General features: G+C 59.9%; 12 protein-coding genes. 6 read left to right on the top strand and 6 right to left on the bottom strand.

Going from position 1 to position 16,831, the window contains the following annotated elements; genetic code table 11:
* Positions 1-309: 309 nt before the first annotated feature.
* Together AABA21_RS35270 and AABA21_RS35265 are read right to left on the bottom strand one after the other, a co-directional pair.
* Entirely contained in the window at positions 310-1,695 is a 1,386-nt protein-coding gene (locus AABA21_RS35270) for a dipeptidase (protein ID WP_338257461.1), read from the bottom strand.
* 114 nt (positions 1,696-1,809) lie between these two features.
* Positions 1,810-2,688, bottom strand: a complete 879-nt coding sequence (locus AABA21_RS35265) for a tetratricopeptide repeat protein (protein ID WP_338257460.1) — start codon at positions 2,686-2,688, stop codon at positions 1,810-1,812.
* A 193-nt stretch (positions 2,689-2,881) separates the two neighbouring features.
* Here AABA21_RS35265 and AABA21_RS35260 point away from each other — a divergent pair, with 193 nt between their 5' ends.
* A complete protein-coding gene (locus AABA21_RS35260; protein WP_338257459.1) occupies positions 2,882-3,532 on the top strand; it encodes a TetR/AcrR family transcriptional regulator in 651 nt (216 codons plus the stop codon).
* Positions 3,533-3,711: 179 nt separating this feature from the next.
* Here the strand turns inward: AABA21_RS35260 and pckA are convergent, their stop codons facing one another.
* The 3 genes from pckA to AABA21_RS35245 form a co-directional block, all read right to left on the bottom strand.
* Positions 3,712-5,301 carry a phosphoenolpyruvate carboxykinase (ATP) gene (gene pckA, locus AABA21_RS35255; RefSeq protein ID WP_338257458.1) on the bottom strand — a complete coding sequence of 530 codons (1,590 nt, stop codon included), beginning with the start codon at positions 5,299-5,301 and terminating at the stop codon, positions 3,712-3,714.
* Positions 5,302-6,070: 769 nt separating this feature from the next.
* Complete coding sequence (gene murD, locus AABA21_RS35250; protein WP_338257456.1) at positions 6,071-7,429, bottom strand: UDP-N-acetylmuramoyl-L-alanine--D-glutamate ligase; 1,359 nt, start codon at positions 7,427-7,429, stop codon at positions 6,071-6,073.
* A gap of 138 nt (positions 7,430-7,567) precedes the next feature.
* Entirely contained in the window at positions 7,568-8,500 is a 933-nt protein-coding gene (locus AABA21_RS35245; RefSeq protein WP_338257453.1) for an aminoglycoside phosphotransferase family protein, read from the bottom strand.
* 517 nt (positions 8,501-9,017) lie between these two features.
* Between AABA21_RS35245 and AABA21_RS35240 the strand changes: the two genes are divergently transcribed.
* Both AABA21_RS35240 and AABA21_RS35235 read left to right on the top strand, forming a co-directional pair.
* Positions 9,018-11,846, top strand: coding sequence for a PAS domain-containing protein (locus AABA21_RS35240; RefSeq protein WP_338257451.1), 2,829 nt, complete (start codon positions 9,018-9,020; stop codon positions 11,844-11,846).
* Positions 11,847-11,852: 6 nt separating this feature from the next.
* Positions 11,853-12,611 carry a response regulator gene (locus tag AABA21_RS35235; protein ID WP_338257449.1) on the top strand — a complete coding sequence of 253 codons (759 nt, stop codon included), beginning with the start codon at positions 11,853-11,855 and terminating at the stop codon, positions 12,609-12,611.
* A 190-nt stretch (positions 12,612-12,801) separates the two neighbouring features.
* On the opposite strand, the gene AABA21_RS35230 is transcribed toward AABA21_RS35235, so the two are convergent.
* A complete protein-coding gene (locus AABA21_RS35230; protein ID WP_338257448.1) occupies positions 12,802-13,332 on the bottom strand; it encodes a DUF1349 domain-containing protein in 531 nt (176 codons plus the stop codon).
* Positions 13,333-14,065: 733 nt separating this feature from the next.
* Here AABA21_RS35230 and AABA21_RS35225 point away from each other — a divergent pair.
* The 3 genes from AABA21_RS35225 (at position 14,066) to AABA21_RS35215 (ending at position 16,808) form a co-directional block, all read left to right on the top strand.
* On the top strand, positions 14,066-15,280 hold the full coding sequence (locus tag AABA21_RS35225) for an MFS transporter (RefSeq protein ID WP_338257446.1): 1,215 nt from the start codon (positions 14,066-14,068) through the stop codon (positions 15,278-15,280).
* A 70-nt stretch (positions 15,281-15,350) separates the two neighbouring features.
* Positions 15,351-15,983, top strand: a complete 633-nt coding sequence (locus tag AABA21_RS35220) for a TetR/AcrR family transcriptional regulator (protein WP_338257443.1) — start codon at positions 15,351-15,353, stop codon at positions 15,981-15,983.
* Between the two features lie 21 nt (positions 15,984-16,004).
* The gene (locus AABA21_RS35215; protein ID WP_338257442.1) at positions 16,005-16,808 is read left to right on the top strand and encodes an alpha/beta fold hydrolase; all 804 of its coding nucleotides are present in this window, start codon (positions 16,005-16,007) and stop codon (positions 16,806-16,808) included.
* Positions 16,809-16,831: the final 23 nt, after the last annotated feature.

Below are 16,831 nucleotides of genomic sequence, written 5' to 3'. Positions count from 1 at the left end.
CGGCCGGTTCGGCTTCTCGTGGAAGACACGTCGCCCCACGTGGTACCCGGCAAGCAACGTTCACTTTTGGGTACCCCTGAGCAACGTTGCGGGTGGGTACCACGTGGGCGAGCGTGGAAGACAGGGGAAGCGGTATCGTGAGGGTGCGTGGGCTGCCGTCGCTGGCGCTGGCAGCCCGGTCGACCGTTGAAGGTCGACCCTACGATTACGTTCCTTTTTTTACGGGGCGTTCCCGTTTTACGGGGCGTTCCCGTTTTACGGGGCGTTCCGTGTTTTTTGTTGCCTGGCCTTTTTGCGAAATCTGGCGGCTTAATCCACTTTCTGTTCGCGGGCCAGTTCGGCGAGGAAGCTGGCTTCGGCGAGGGCGGCACGCTCGATCTCGACGGGATCGACGCTCTCGTTGGGGGCGTGGATGTTGGCGGCGGCGTCCTCGGCACCCCACAGGATAATCTCGGCCTCCGGGAAGACTCCGGCGAAGGCGTTGATGAGCGGGATCGAGCCGCCGCTACCCATCTCGGCGGCCTCCTTGCCATAGGCGAACTGCAGGGCTTTATAGGCGGCGATGTAGGCGGGCCCGTCGGTGGCGATGGCGTGTCCCTCGCCGGTCTCGGCCTCCGAGAAAGCAAGCTGCACGTTCCAGGGGGCGACCGCTTTGAGGTGCGCGGTCAGCAGTTCCAGGGCCTCCTGGCCGCTGCGGCCGGGTGGGACGCGTACGCTGATGCGGGCGCGGGCCACGTCGATCAGGGCGTTGCGCGCGCCCTGCACAGCCGGCGCGTCCAGTCCCACGACGTTGATCGAGTAGCTGGCGCAGACCCGGCTGGCGATCGAACCGCTGCCGATCATGTCCACACCCGGCAGGACGCCGGCCAGTTGGCGGAACTCCTCTTCAGGGATGTCGCTGCCCCGCCAGGGCTGGCTCTGCATGCCTTTGACGGCGACATTCCCCTGCTCGTCGTGCAGGGTGGCGATCATGCGGATCAGAGCCACCAGGGCATCAGGCGTGGGACCCCCGAAACCACCGCTGTGGACGGGTCCCTGCAGGGTGCGCACCTCGACCACCTGCGAGGCGAATCCGCGCAACGTCGTGGTCAGCAGAGGCTCGCCGACGTGGTTGTTGCCGGCGTCGGCCACCACCACTACGTCGGCCCGGAACATATCCCTTTGCTCGGGCAAATAGGACGCCAGGCTGTTGCCGAACTCCTCCTCACCCTCGATCAGGACCTTCAGGCCAACCGGAAACTGCCCGGCGAAGCTGCGCAGAGCCGCCACGTGGACCGCGATGCCGGACTTGTCATCCGCCGCGCCACGCCCGTAGAGGCGGCCATCCGGGCGCGCCGTCAGCTCAAATGGTGGCGTCTCCCACTCTTCGACCACGCCCGCCGGCTGCACATCATAATGGGCATAGAGCAGCACAGTCGGCATCCCAGCAGGAGCCGGGGTCTCGCCGAAAATCGCCGGGTAGCCGCTGGGCATCTCCAGCAGGCGCACATCCTGCACACCCACGCTGCGCAAGATATCGCTGGTAACGCGGGCCCCCTCCAGCACCGACTCGCGCGGGAAACCCGGCGCCGCCACCGATGGCACCCGTACCAATCGAGCCAGATCATCTATAACTGTCGGCATCACCGCATGAACAGCCTGGCGAAGCTCATCATAAGACATTATTTCTCTTCTCTGACTTTCCATTATTTGCATGAATCGCTACATAACCATGCATTCAACATCACATATATAGCTGTCGTTATAGCAGACCAGCCGCCCCAAAGTCAATGATAAGGTCCAATTCCTCCTCGGCCACAAGGGCCGAACCTACGATGTGGGCGATGATGATGAGAGGCGCGAGCGGGTGTCGCCGATGGTGGAGACCAACGTGGGATATCCCATTGAGGTGGCGAGGTCGGCGGCCTGCCGGGCGTGGATCTGGGCACTGGCCTGGTCTCCCTTTGCCTGGTAGACGTCGCGGAGCAGAAGGTGGTCGAGGGGCTGGTAGGGCTTGAAACCGGCCTCTTCGCGCAGATGAAGGGCCTGTTGCGCCAGGTCGAGCGCCAGGTCCAGCTCTCCACGCATCAGGGCGTGGATGGCGAAGTGGCGCGCAGGCTCGGTCTTTTCAAAGGGATGGTTGTGCTGCTCGGCCAGCTGGCGGGCGCGGCTATAGTATTCTTCGGAACGCTCAATCCGTTGCCAGCGTTCATGGATGACGCCGATCTGGAAGAGGGATTCGCTGATGCCGCGCGTGTCGTTCAGACTTTCTCGCAGCCGCAGGGCCTGCTCCTGATAGGCTAGAGCCTCGTCGTACCGGCCGCTGTGCGGATCGTCCACGATCGCTCCACCAAGCACGGCCGCGAAGTAGTGCGCCTGTCCCAGCAGGCTGAGGGCATCGGCCATATCCCGCTGCGATTGTGAGGCTTCAGCAAGCTGCCGGGCCTGCTCAACGGTCGCGAAGATACGCTCAACATCGCCACCACCACGCGCGAGCAGATGATCGACGATCAGGACCTGCCCGTACAGCAGCAGCAGCTGGAAGCGCTGCGACGGCGGCACATCATCAACTTCCAGCAGATGGAGGGACGCCTCCAGCAGATGCCGGGCGGCAGCGATCTTTCCATCATAAAGGTAGGTTCTCCCTATTGCGTAGAGGGCATCGACGGCGGTGGTATAGTAGGGCTGTATAGACGCTGATGACTGCATATGTAATGTCCTTTCACATGTTGCTGAATAGATCCAGCGGTTGCCCAAAGTGGCAACCCGCGTCTACCATGCTAAGGTCCAGACAGCGCACAGGCAATGCGCAAGGCAGCATTTTTGTTGAGTATTGAACAAAAGGGCGAATCTGTTGAGAAATGGGACGCCTGTCCCTACAAGAAAGGGAGCGGTGATAAGCATGACAACCCATAAGATTCAAAAGAGGAGCGAGGATCGGCGCATCCAGCGCACGCGCCAGGGGATACAGCAGGCGTTCAAGGAGATCGCGCACGAGCGAGGGGTGGCCGCGCGGGGCATCGGGAGCCTGGAAAAGAGCTTTCTGTCTATGAGCATCCAGGACATCACCGAGCGGGCCAACGTCAATCGAGGAACCTTCTACCTTCACTTCACCGACAAATATATGCTGGTGGAGACAATCGTGCGCGAGCAGTTCCGTCAGACGCTACTCGAAGCGCTCCCACCCGCGCCGCGCTGGAACCGAGAGACGCTGGAGGCGCTCATCCAGACGGTGCTGGACAGCTGTGAGCAGAAGTATCGCCACCATCCACACGCCTCGTCCATCCTGGTCCCCATGATCGAACGGGCCATGCACGAAGAGCTCACAGACCTCCTCTTGACGTGGCTCAAACAAAGAGGAGACACACGGCTACGGGGAGCGGTCCCGCCTCAAGCCACCGCCCGCATCGTCGGCTGGTCCATCTTCGGGGCCGCCCTGCAATGGAGCCAGGAGGAGGAGATCACGATCTCGAAGGTGCAGATGGCGCAGGCCATCTTGCGCTTGATCATGGATGGAACAACCAACCATGCATCAATAAAAGAGAAAGCATAGGTTCGGCCCTTGCGGCCGATTTTCCTCCCCGATTCAACCATGTCCCTTAAACACGCCATGTTTACATATCTTAATTTTCGTGTTCAACGGACATTTTCGTGCATCGAGGGGAAATCGGCCGCAAGGGCCGAACCTACGATGGGACGTTTCCGTGCGTCATGCCGAAATCGGCCCCGCGTTTATGATACGCGGGGGCCGGCCTGGCGGATGTCGTCGCCGGGCACGACAAACTGCTCAAAATTCTTTGTGAACAGCTCGGCCAGCTTGTGCGCCTGCTTGTCGTAGGCCTCGGGATCATCCCAGGTGCCGCGCGGCGAGAGCACCGAGCTGGGCACGTCGGGACAGAAGGTCGGGACCTGGAAGCCAAAGACGGGATCGGTGACCATCTCGGCCTTGTCGATCTCACCGCTGATGGCGGCCCGCACCATGGCGCGCGTGTAGTTGATGTTGATGCGCGATCCCACGCCGTAGGGTCCACCGGTCCAGCCGGTGTTGATCAGGTAGCAGCGCACGTTATGCTTCTCGATGCGCTCGCGCAGCAGGTTGGCGTATTCTCCGGGACGGCGTGGCAGGAAGGCCGCGCCAAAGCACGAACTAAACGTCGCCTGCGGAGTCGTGACGCCGGATTCGGTGCCGGCCAGCTTGCTGGTGTAGCCCGACAGGAAGTAGTACATGGCCTGCTCGGTTGTCAGCTTCGAGATCGGTGGCAGCACGCCAAAGGAGTCGGCCGACAGGAAGATGACGGCATTGGGATGGCCAGCCATCCCCGAGGGGACGACGTTGTCGATAAAATCGATCGGGTAGGCCACGCGCGTATTCTCGGTCAGCGAGCTATCGGCGTAATCGGGGACGCGCGTCTTCGGATCGAGCACAACGTTCTCGTACACGGAGCCGAAGCGGGCCGCGTTCCAGATCTGGGGCTCGTACTTCTGCGACAGGTTGATACACTTGGCGTAGCAGCCGCCCTCGAAGTTGAAGACGCCGTTCTCCCCCCAGCCGTGCTCGTCGTCGCCCACCAGCATGCGGCTGGTATCGGCCGACAGACTGGTCTTGCCGGTGCCGGAGAGGCCAAAGAACAGCGCCACATCACCGTCGGCGCCCACATTGGCCGAGCAGTGCATGGGCAGCACGCCCCGGGCGGGCAGGATAAAGTTCAACACCGTGAAGATCGATTTCTTCATCTCACCGGCGTACTCGGTTCCGGCGATCAGGACCAGGCGCTCTTTAAAATCTATGATAATAGCGGCATCCGAGCGCGTCCCATGGGTGCGGGGATTGGTACGGAAATGGGGAACACACAGGATAGTAAAGCCGGGGCGATCGGTGGTAATGTCGTTCTCAGACGCACGGAGGAACAATTGACGAGCGAACAGATTATGCCAGGCCAGCTCGGTAATCACCTGGATCGGCATGCGATATTCGGGGTCCGCGCCAGCGGCAGCGTCCAACACGTAGACGTCGCGTCCCTGCAAATAATCGGCCAGACTTCTGCGCACTATTTCAAACGTCTCCGGCGTCATCGGATGGTTGTTCTCGCCCCACCAGATACGCGCGGTCGACTCTTCATTTGAGACAATAAACTTATCTTTTGGCGAACGCCCGGTATGTACGCCAGTCGTAGCGCTCAAGGCTCCATTGGCCGCCAGCAAACCTTCCTGCCGCGTCAGTGCGTGCTCAATCAGTACCGCGGGGGACAGATTCCAGTTGATGGTGCCAAGGTTGACCAGGCCATACTCTTCAAGGGCCTTCCTGCTCATCATCATCGTCATAACACACTCTCCTCTGGGGTTTTCTCATGTAATCGCGCTGCCCTCAACTCTAATGGTCTAAAGTTCGTTCGGTGAACTTTATTCAACGCGTCAACCCCGAACAACCGTTAGTTTAACAAACCTGCGCCCTATGTGCAACCCACCATATAAAACATACTCATACTATGTAACTTTCGAATATACAGAATATTCGATTCAAGCTTACATTCTCAACAAGACCTGAGAAGTTTTTTTTCATAGATTTTCACGATAATGAACGTTCTATTGCATATCTACGTGCTCTATATTGTACCATTTTGTCGCCCCACTCTGCCATACGACGACTGAAATGGTAAAGCTAGCGCGCAACGCCTTTCATACTATATTTACGCATCTTCTATAAAGAAAGATTTACAAATGCATAAAATTTTGTGATGGTTAGATAGTCTCTGGCCTTTAATATAGCGGGCATAATTATTCACGGATTACCGCAGATTGAAGTGACGAACTATCTTTGTGGTTCTGGCCTCGGACCCAACACCTTCAATGTAAGATAGCGCAAAAACGAGAGAAAACCGCAGTACGTGCGGGGCTTGCCCCCGCTTCGTCCCTCGCTGTTCGAAAAAGCAACCAACAGGATGCGATGCATCACATGCAACCGTCCGTAATCGCTTTGAAGGGGCCTTTCCTTTTGGGAAACAAGAAAGCGGGGGCAAGCCCCGCACGTACTGTAGTCGTTTCTCGTTTTTGCGCTATCTTACATTGAACGTATTGGGCCTCGTGCCCGATTTTATGGGAGGGCGCGCACGAAGGCGACGAATTTGTCGCCGCGATCGAATTCGTTGAGGAACATGCCGAAGCTGGTGAAGCCGGGGGAGAAGAGGAGGACGTCTCCGGGTCGGGTGAGCTCGGCGGCGGCGGCCAGCGCCTGCTGGTAATCGGTGAAGACGCCGCGCACGGGATCGGTGGTCCCCTGTTTCTGCACCTCTTGCTGGATGGTGGGGAGAAGTTCGTCGGTGCCGCTGCCGGCCAGCAGGACGACATCACGGCAGCGCTGGACGATGCGCTCGGGCCATTGCTCTAGCGGCAGGTGCTTGGTGTTGCCGCCGGCGACCAGGACGATGGGGGCGTCGAAGGCCTCCAGGGCAACCTGGCCCGCCACCGGCGAGGTGCTGGCGCTGTCGTTGATGTAGCGTACCCCGTTGCGTTCGCGTACCTCTTCCAGGCGGTGCGGCACGCCCTGGAAGCGCCGGACGGTCTCGGCGATGACGTCGTCGGAGACGCCCAGCAGGCGGGCGGTGGTGGTGGCCAGCAGGATGTTCTCCAGATTGTGGCGACCGGCCATGGGGGTGTCGAGGAAGCGGAACGGCTCGACCTGCTCGCTGTGGCGGGCGAAGCTGCCGCCGCGCTCCAGGCTGGTAAACCAGGCCTGGCCCGGCGCCTCCTCACCGAAGCGGCGCGTCCAGGGATTATCGTAGTTGAAGATCGCCAGGTCCTCGGGCTTCTGGTGACGAAAGATATTGGCCTTGGCCTCGGCGTAATCCTCCATGCCCGAGTAGGTATTGAGGTGATCGGGATAGACATTGGTCATCACCGCGACCTGCGGGCTGATCTTGTGAGGAGCCAGCCCCTCCAACTGCCAGCTCGAAAGCTCCAGCACCACCAGCGTCTCGGGGGTGATCTGTGGCAGCAGCGACAGCGTCTCGACGCCGGCGACGTTGCCGCCGATCAGGGTGGGAGCGCCACTGGCCCGCAGGATCTCGTAGATCAGGCTGGCTGTGGTGGTCTTGCCGCGCGTGCCCGTGATGCCGATCACGCGACCCGGACAGGCCAGTAGGAAGAGCGCGATCTCCATCTCTATGCGCGCGCCGTGCTCCTGCGCCAGGCGGATATAGGGAGACGTCCACGGCACCCCTGGATTGCGAATGACGATCTCGGCCCAGCGAAAATCCTCTTCCCGATGCTCCCCCAGGATAAACTCGATCGGCAGACCGGACAGGGCCTGCACGCTCGGGGCCAGCACCTCCGGCGACTTCATATCCGTCACACGCACGATCGCTCCCTGCTGGGCCGCGTAGCGCGCCGACGCCATCCCCGATCCCTGCAGTCCCAGTCCCATAACCAGAACTCGTTTTCCACGCAAATCCATATTAACAAGACCTCAATTCCACAAATTTCAGCTCCCAGATGCCGCTGAATGCTTCCACCGCATCATAGCAGAATTTATCCACCGACACAAACCCGCATAACACACCACACCATCCAAACGTCCACTCAATTTTTAACTTTAACTATTTGTATCTGCGTATTGAATACTTCTCTCTATCCAGCCGTCAATGTATTCTTCAATCACGCACACAGTGTCAGTTTGCGTGAACCCATCGAGGTATGCGGTGAGATAGAAAAAGAAAAAATGATAGCAGTAATACGCCAGCTGTTCCAAACGCAGGGTGTGTCTAATGCCGTTCTGACGCAGAGCATGATGAAAAGCGTCCCTTGCCCAATCCCGGCTGCACATGACCCATGCGTCACGCTCCGGCGGCGCGAGGATGGGGTTGTCCCAATCCATGATGAAGTACCTGTCACCGTTCACCATCAGATTTCCTCCGGCATCGCCGTGGGTGATGAAGAAGTCCGCCGTGTCACCCCGGCACAGCTCGGCAAAGTACTTCAACCTCCTGGCTCTATGCTCCAGTTTGGCGCGATTTTTCTCAAGCAGTGAGTGAATCTGTCTGTTATCCAGCGCCTTCCATTGCTCGAAGAACGTATCGGCGCTTTTGCCCGAAAAATCTTCACGGAGAATGGGAACGCCACAAGACGGAACTGCGTATACCTTCGCTAGCATTTGATATTCCGGGATTTTTGTAGCGTCTGTTTCTCTGTTTTCACCGTCAATCCAATCGAAAACGCCGAGTATTGCGCCGTCAAATCGTGTGGACAGGTCGCCGTCTTTTGTCTTTACGATTCGGCTGATGAAGTCAATGCCGTGGTCACAGAGGTGCTGGATTATAGAAAAGCTGCGTTCATAGACGGCTTTAGGCGCGGCGGGGTAAACCAGTTTGAGAAAATAGCTGCTATTCGTAGCATCCAGCCGCCACGTTTCACCGTAATAGCCGCGTTTTGCGGGAGCTAGTACGGCGGCGCTTATTCCATATTCCTGCCCGATAAACTCAAGCAGACGATGCTGGTATTCCTCAGAACGGGGGATGTTGCTGTACAATGATTCCTCATTCCTTTTAAATAATAGGCCGCACTCCTGACAAGAGCCAGTTTAGCATCCGATTGAACTTCATCACTCGCGTTGTCAAGAACTATGTTATCGATGAATGTGTCAACATCCTCCAAGCGGCGACGGAGTTGGAAGAAGCGCATGGCAGTTTCGTTCATGACACAATAAGCCGTCCTGAGTTGCTTCCCAATTGTCCAATAACTGTTTTTCTGTCGACTAAACCGTCTCCAAATGATTCAAATGATTGAAACTGGTGCTACTATAGCACAAAACCAGGCCGACAGGCACGCCGAATGTTCCAGGGGCCACCACATGCCCCAAAACGACCCCTCCCATAGGTTCGGGCCCGCGCCCAATTTCCGCGAATACGGCGACAGCCATTTAAAAACGATGTATAATAGCGTTAGGTGACAAAAGCGGTGGACAATTTGAAGATAAATTGTTTATATAATATATAGAGCACTCTACCATTTATAGCCAGTCATAAAAGCAATAGAAACAGGCGAAAATGGACCCTGAATACGGCGCACAACTCGAATATACCCTGGACACCCTATCGGTGGGGGTCGCCCTGCTGGACCTGGACGGTGGTGATTTTCGCATACGCTATGTGAATCCCTATCTGCGATCGTTACTGGCCGCCCTTCTGCAACAGCAGGATGTCGTGGGTCGCAGCCCCGCTAAGCTCTTGCCGGAGACGATCAACGCGGCGCTGCAGCCGCTGCTGCGGCAGGTGGCGAGCAGCGGGAAGCGCGTCGAGCTGGCTGAGGTGCCCTTTGAGGGCTTCCTTGAGATTCGGGGCCGCACCTACTGGCGCGTTACCATTGAGAGCTACACGGCGAACGACAAGCCGGGGCAAGCCCGGCACCTACGGGGGGAACGTGGACATGAAGGCACGGGGTCGCTTCGCTCCAAGCCGGGGCAAGCCCGGCACCTACGGGTTATATTGGAGGATATTACCGACGCGGTACGCGCCCGGCTGCATATCCAGGCGGTCCACGCCATCTCGTCGGCCCTGGCGGGTCCGGCCTCGCTGCCCCTGGTGCTGGAACGCATCCTGAACGTGCTGGGGGAGACCTTTGGCTCGAAGCGCTGCGCCATCATCTTACGCGACAATTCGGTGCCAGCCATCGAGGCGCGCCTGGCCGATCTGGAGGAGAGCCTGCTCGAAAAAAGCGAGGGACCCCAGACGGCGCGCGTGGTGGCCCAGTTGGGCCTGCACGCGGTTTCGCAGAACTGGCAGGCGCGGATAGATGAGAACATCCTGCTGGCGACGGTGGCGCGCGAGCATCGCACGCGCATCATCACCAACACCAGCACGGCGCCACACTATGTCTTTCCCTACCTCAACCACCAGGGCGAGCCGCATCGGCCCGGCTCCGTGCTGTGCGTCCCTATCTTCGAGCCACACGCCGACGACCCGCTCACACCCGGACAGGACGAAAACGCGGAGCGCGTCGTCTTCGGGACCATTGAGGTCTATCATCTGCGCGCCCGAGGCTTTCCCGCCGAGGAGGTGGCGCTGCTCGAACAGTTCGCCCAGCAGGCGGCCCTGGCCATCCAGAACGCGCGCGTCTTCCGCCGTGTCGATCGCCTGGCCCGCACCGCCAGCCGCACCGTGCGCCAGAAAGATAATATCATGCAGGCCATGCCAGATGGAGTGATCATCTTTGATCCACGCTGGCGCATCGCCGACGTCAACCAGGCGGCGCGCGACCTGCTGGGATGGAGCGAGAACGTGGTCGGGCAGAGCCTGCAGGAGGCCTTTGGGCGCGACCGCGTGAACTGGCGGCAGGTCCCCTGGCAGCCGGAACACGTCATCAAGGATCTGGAGCAGCGCGCCCTGGCCGGCACGACCGATGAGGTCAAGCTGACCGGTGCCAACGGTCGCGCCTATACCTTACAGATATCGTATACGCCGATCCGCGATGAGCTGGGCGATATCTTCGCCTTTATCGTGATCTACCACGACATCACCGAGCAGGTGGCCGACCGTGAGCGCATCGAGGCCGAGGTGGTGGCGCGCACCACCGAGCTCAAGCAGCGCAACCAGGCTCTGCAGGAGGCCCAGGAGGCTCAGGCCATTACCAGCGCGCGCATGCAGGTGCTGCTCGAACGCCTGCCCAGCGGGGTCATCCTGGTGGCGGCGGAGAACAAACATATCTCGGTCATCAACCGCCAGGCCGTTGCGCTGCTGCAGCGGCTGGGAGCGCCACTGCCGCCAGCCGAAGATCTCGACGAAGCCCTACAACGCACCCTAGACCAGGACTGCGAGCGGCTGCTGCGCGCGCTCCCGCTGCTGGGTCCCTCCAGTACGCTGGTCCCCTACGAGGAACAGCCGCTGGCGATCGCGCTGACGCAGGGAGAGAGCAGCGAGGCCGAGCTGCACCTGCAGACTAGCGACGGCCAGGCTCTCTACCTGCTGGTCAATGCCGCGCCCCTGCGCGCGCTGGATGGTGGCATAGAGAGCGCCATCCTGGTGTTGCAGGATATCAGCCGCGTCAAGTTGCTGGAGCGCGTGCGCGAGGACTTCTTTACGACGATGGCCCACGAGCTGAAGACGCCGCTGGCCAATATCCGCGCCCACCTGAGCGCGCTGCTGGCACCCGACCTGCACTGGACGCCCGAGGCGCAGCTTGATTACCTGCAGACCGCCGACCAGCAGGTTGATCGTCTGGTCGGCATGATCAATCACTTCCTGGATGCCTCGCGCGTCGAGGCCGGCGCCCTGCGGCTGGCGCGCGAACCCATCCTGCTGCCAGAGCTCATTGAAGACCTGCAGGAGCGGCTGGAGGCGCTGATCAGCTCGGCCAGCAGCGGCCTGCGGATCCAGATGCCTGAGCAGGTCCCGGCCGTCCACGGTGACTACGAGCTGATCGTGAGCGTGCTCACCAACCTGCTCAGCAACGCCTTCCGCTACGCACCCGAAGGGGACCCCGTGCAGCTGCTGGTCGAATCGATCCAGAAGGGTCCCAGGCAGCGACAGCAGTGCGTCAGGATCAGCGTGGTCGATCATGGATCCGGCATCAGCCAGGAGCAGCAGAGCGCCCTCTTTACGCGCTTCAGCACCTTCGCGGCCGCCAATCGTCCCTCGGCCGACCGGCCAGGACAGCCAGAAGTGGCGCGCCGCCAGAAAGTGACCCGCTGGAGTCCCGCCACGGGCCTGGGACTCTATATCAGTCGTGGTATTATTGAAGCACACGGTAGTCAGCTTGAAGTGAGCAGCAGCCCGGGACGTGGCGCGACCTTTGCCTTCACGCTACCGGTCTTTAAGGAGAAGCGCCGGCCCGCGCGCAACGCCACACCACCAACGACCGCGCTCGCCGATGGAGAGTAAGAGAAGATGTCAAGCACAGAGAAAAAGATACGCATCCTTTGCGTCGAAGATGATCCCCAGATGCGCACATTTTTGCTCGCCCAGCTCAAGGCACGGGGCTATTACAGTCAGGCTGTGCGCGACGGCGCGCAGGCGATCGATATGGCGGCCATCTTCCAGCCGCACCTGGTCTTGCTGGACCTCTCCCTGCCATCGCTGGATGGCCTGAGCTTCCTGCGCCGCTTCCGCGAGTGGAGCCCGGCCCCGGTGATCGTGCTCTCCGCCCATGACGAGGAGCCGGTCAAGATCAAGGCCCTGGACCTGGGGGCCGACGACTATCTGACCAAGCCGTTCAGCATCAACGAGCTGCTGGCCCGCGTGCGCGTGGCGCTCAGGCGCGCCGAAGAGACCGAGCGGCTGCGCAACAACTCCGGCACTAAAGAGGGGCAACGCCCGCTCTACCGCTGTGGCGGCGACAACGGGCTAGTCGTCGACTTCGCCCACCGCCACGTACGCTCCGGCGGCAACGAGGTCCATCTCACCCCCACCGAATACGACCTGCTCTGCGAGCTCACGCGCAACGCCGGCAAGGTCCTGACGCATCGCGAACTGCTGCAGCGCGTCTGGGGACCCGACTACAGCGGCGAAAACACCTACCTGCGCACCTTTATGCGCCACCTGCGCCGCAAGCTGGAGCCGGACCCCTCGCAGCCCCGCTTCCTGCGCAACGAGCTCGGAGTCGGCTACTACGTCCCCCCACCCGACATCGAGAAGAGCCTCACCTGACAACAAGCCAGAACAGGCTTCCATATCCCCAACTTAAGAACATGCAAAAATAACAAAGACCACAGTAGGTGCGGGGCTTGCCCCCGCTTTGCTTTCTCGCAACTCATCTCTATTGGCTTCCGCCGATACAAATCATGTCTTTTGTTGCTTTTTCGAGCGGGAAGGATCAAAGCGGGGGCAAGCCCCGCACCTACTGGATACGGAATTGCTCGAATTTGCAGGAGAAACCCGATCCCTGCGGAGCGGCGCACATCAGGCCGACGTCCAGCGCCTCGGCGGGTGAAAAATATGCCTGGCGCAAAAGCTGGTAGTTGCGACCATCGAGCGCGTAGGAGATCTCGATGGTGGACCCGTGACGCAGCACGCGCAGCCAGAACGAGGAGGGGTTATTCTCCAGGCGTACAATCGACCAGTCGGAATAATCGCGCGTCACCACCGCGCTGGCATGCTGCAGGCCATCCACAAACTCGATGCCGCACTTGACCCAATTGGACTCATCCAGGCGCACCATCAGGCCCGCCTGGTCATAGAGCGCGCGATACTCGCCACTGATGCGCACATCCGCCTGAAAATCACCCGTCTGCCGCTGATAATAAAAATGCCCATTATCGTTAACCGCGCCATTATGCGTGACGCGCCAGAAATCCGTACCCGGCCCCGACTGAATCATCACCACATCGCCGCGATCCGACCAGCGTGGAGGCTCATTATACCAGTCCATTAGCCTTACCCTCCTCAATCGTCAAACGTAAATCATATGCCATAAGTATAGAAGACAACGCCCATTCCGACAACCATTACCACCGTAGGTTCGGGCCTTGCGCCCGCTTTCCCCTCCACGCACGAAAATGTCCCACCGTAGGTTCGGGCCTTGCGCCCGCTTTCCCCTCCACGCACGAAAATAATCGCCAAACACGAAAATAACATAGGTGAACATTACATTTTTAAGAGGTGTAATATGAATTGAGGGGTAAATCGGGCGCAAGGCCCGAATCTACGGCTGTTTCTTTTATTTTTGCGTTTATATCGGCCCATCATGGGGCATTGATATGCCTCTTGACGGCTGAACCATCTATTGGTACATTATCATTTAGATGAATATACAATATGGAAGAAAGAACATTCATGACTATTTGTGAGAGCATGCTCAACGCATGCGCCCGGCCCGCATAAGCGATCACGCCGAGCTTATGCGGGAGGAAACCGGCCGCCAATCTCATCTTATCTCCAGTCCGACATGATGATGTCGGATCGTTTCCTGTGGCTTCCATCCTCTCTCCCCCAGTCTATTCTGCGCGTCGTGCGTGTATCGCCAGGCATCTCGCCCTAGTGAGATGATCCCGCGCTGGCCATAAAACGTTCGCGGCGCTACCACCCTTCACGATTCAGGCGAGCATGCCTCCTCAAATTCCCTGTGCATGTTGCAATATAGCCTGATGTGAAGGAATGAATACATGAAATCTCTTTTGCGGCGAGAAGATAAGCCGCGGTTGCGTTTGACCCCGCCCCGGCTGGCAGTGGTCGCGTTCTTTTTCTTGAATGGTGTGATGACGGCCAGCCTGTCGGCGCGTCTGCCGGGCATCCAGTTGAAGCTGGCGTTGCCCGCCGGCCAGTTGGGACTGGCCTTGCTGGGCTGTACCGTGGGCAGCCTGCTGGCGATGAACGCCGCTGGTCGCGGCGCCAGGTACATCGACAATGGCCTCATCACCACGCTGGCGGCGCTGGTCATGGCCGGCTCGCTTCCCCTGATGGCGTGGGCGCCCACGCTCCCGCTACTGGTGCTGGCGCTGATCCTGTTCGGCGCGGGCAGCGGCGCCATGGATGTCGGCATGAATCTGCTGGGAGTCGAGGTCGAGCGCGCGCATGGTCGTCCGATCATGAACTCGTTCCACGCCTGCTTCAGTGTGGGAAGCCTGGTCGGCGCGCTGCTCGGCAGTATGCTGGCGGCCCTGCGCGTAGATCCCGAAGCGCACTTCCTGGCCATCGCGCTCGCGACCGGGGTCGGAATCGTCGGGAGCGCGCGCTTCCTGCCATCGATGGCTCCGGTGCGGGGCGTATCGAAGAAGCGCGCGCTGCGCCTCTCGCCCACACTGATAGGACTGGGAATGATGGCTTTTTGCGCCCTGCTCAGCGTAGGGGCGCTATTCGATTGGAGCGCAGTCTACCTGACCGGGACGCTGCACGCGGACGCGGGACTGGCGGCGGCCGGCTTCGCGACCTTCCTGGTCTGCATGACCCTGGGACGTATGGCCGGCGATGCCCTGACGACGCGCCTTGGCGCGGCCATGCTGGCCCGTGGCGCTTGCCTGCTGGCCTCCGGCGGTCTGGCACTGGCCCTGCTGTCCACCTGGACGCCAACGGCCTTTCTTGGCCTGGCACTGGTCGGCGTGGGACTGTCGGTCCCGCTGCCGCTGGTCATGAGCGCGGCCGGGCGGCTGTCCGAACCGCAGTCGGGCGACACCCTGACAGCGGTCACCACCTGGGGCTACGCCGGACTGCTGGCCGGTCCGACCATCATCGGCTTCACAGCAGATCGCCTCGGGCTGCGCCTCGCCCTGGCCCTGGTCGCGGCCCTCTGTCTGCTCGCCTCCCTCTGCGCCCCGGCGCTACGCCCACCCAACCCGTACGTGCGGGGCTTGCCCCCGCTTTTGTCGCAAGATACCCCTTGACGCCCATTCCATTCTGCCCTATACTTACACTGTAAGCTTACAGTGTAAGTATAGGGCAGAGAGGGGAATAATGACAAAATCTGGTGGAACACTCACCCGTCAACGGGTGCTGGAGGCGGCCCTGCAGTTGATCGATCAAGAGGGGCTGGAGGGCTTTAGCATGCGCAAGCTCGGAGCCATGCTCGGGGTGGAGGCGATGTCGCTCTACAACCACGTTGAGAGTAAGCGGGCCTTGTTTGATGGGGTCATTGAGCTGCTCATCACCCAGGACCCATATCCCGAGCAACCCCATGCCACGCCACGCGAGGAATTGTGGGCTTTTGCCCATGCTTTTCGAGACATTTTACGCGCTCATCCACACGTGCTCCCCCTGGTGGCGACGAGTCCGCTGCGCACCCCGGCGACGCTGGTGACTCTGGATCATCTTCTAGCAACGGTCCAGCGTGCGCAGATCACCGGAGTTGAGGCCATCTATGCGTTACAGTGTCTCGTTGGGTTTATTGTTGGGCACACCTGGATCGAGATGGGGACCCAGTCTATGGCTGGCCTGGAGCCCGGACCCAATGGCCCAATGGTGTGGCAGCAATTTCCAGCAGAGCGCTACCCGACGCTCCACGCGTTATTGCCGGAGATCGCGCAGTGGAATCCTGATCACGAATTTGACTTTGGGCTGCAGGCACTGTTCCAGAGTCTGTTTGAATAAGAGAAAGGTAGGGGCCAGCGTATGAAAACACAGAGAAAACACTACAAGGTATCAAACGGAGAAGTACAGCTCGCGGTCAGTGAGATCGGTCAGGGGCAGCCGCTACTGTTCTTCAACGGCGGTGGGGCAACACAGGTGGCCTGGAAGCGCATTATACGCGAACTCGGGGGACAGTATCGGCTCGTGACCTTTGATTTTCGTAACCATGGGAAGACCACCACCTCGCATGACACATCCCTTGATAGCTTCCTGACGGATGCGGAAACCATCATGGACAAAGTGGATCTCGATCGACCGATCCTGGTCGGATGGTCTCTAGGGGCGGACCTGGCAGTCTGGTATGCGGCGAGCTATCCAGGAAGAGTGGCAGGACTGTTTCTCATTGATGGAGCAGTGCCGGTCAACCTCGTGACTGATCCTGAGGATACAAGACGCCGACTCAACACGCCAGCGATGCGCATCGGGCCGTTGCTACTCTACCTGGTTGGCATGGGCTATCGCCTCTCTCCTGACGCGTATGCAACCCTAACTATCGAGGTCAATACGCGCCGCGAGCAGCTTCTTTCAGCCTACGACGAACTTGATTGCCCGGTCGAGATGGTCCTGGCAACGAAGACCGCCGGAGAAAAAGGGGAGCGTGCCGAGCGCAACAACGCGCTGTGGCGCGCTGGCGGCGAACAACTCGCCAGCCAGTATCCGGAGCTCTCTCTTAGCTGGCTGGACAACTCCCATCTCCTTCCGTTCAACGAGCCCACCCGGCTCGCGCACGCCCTGGACGAGTTCGCCCAACGCATTCAAGTGAGCGATGTGGACACGCCCTTGTAGCCTACGGTTCTATTGGAGAGTGA

The organism is Dictyobacter halimunensis (genome assembly GCF_036245075.1).
The sequence above is the reverse complement of the archived record's forward strand: the minus strand, read 5'-3'. Positions and strand labels throughout refer to the sequence as shown.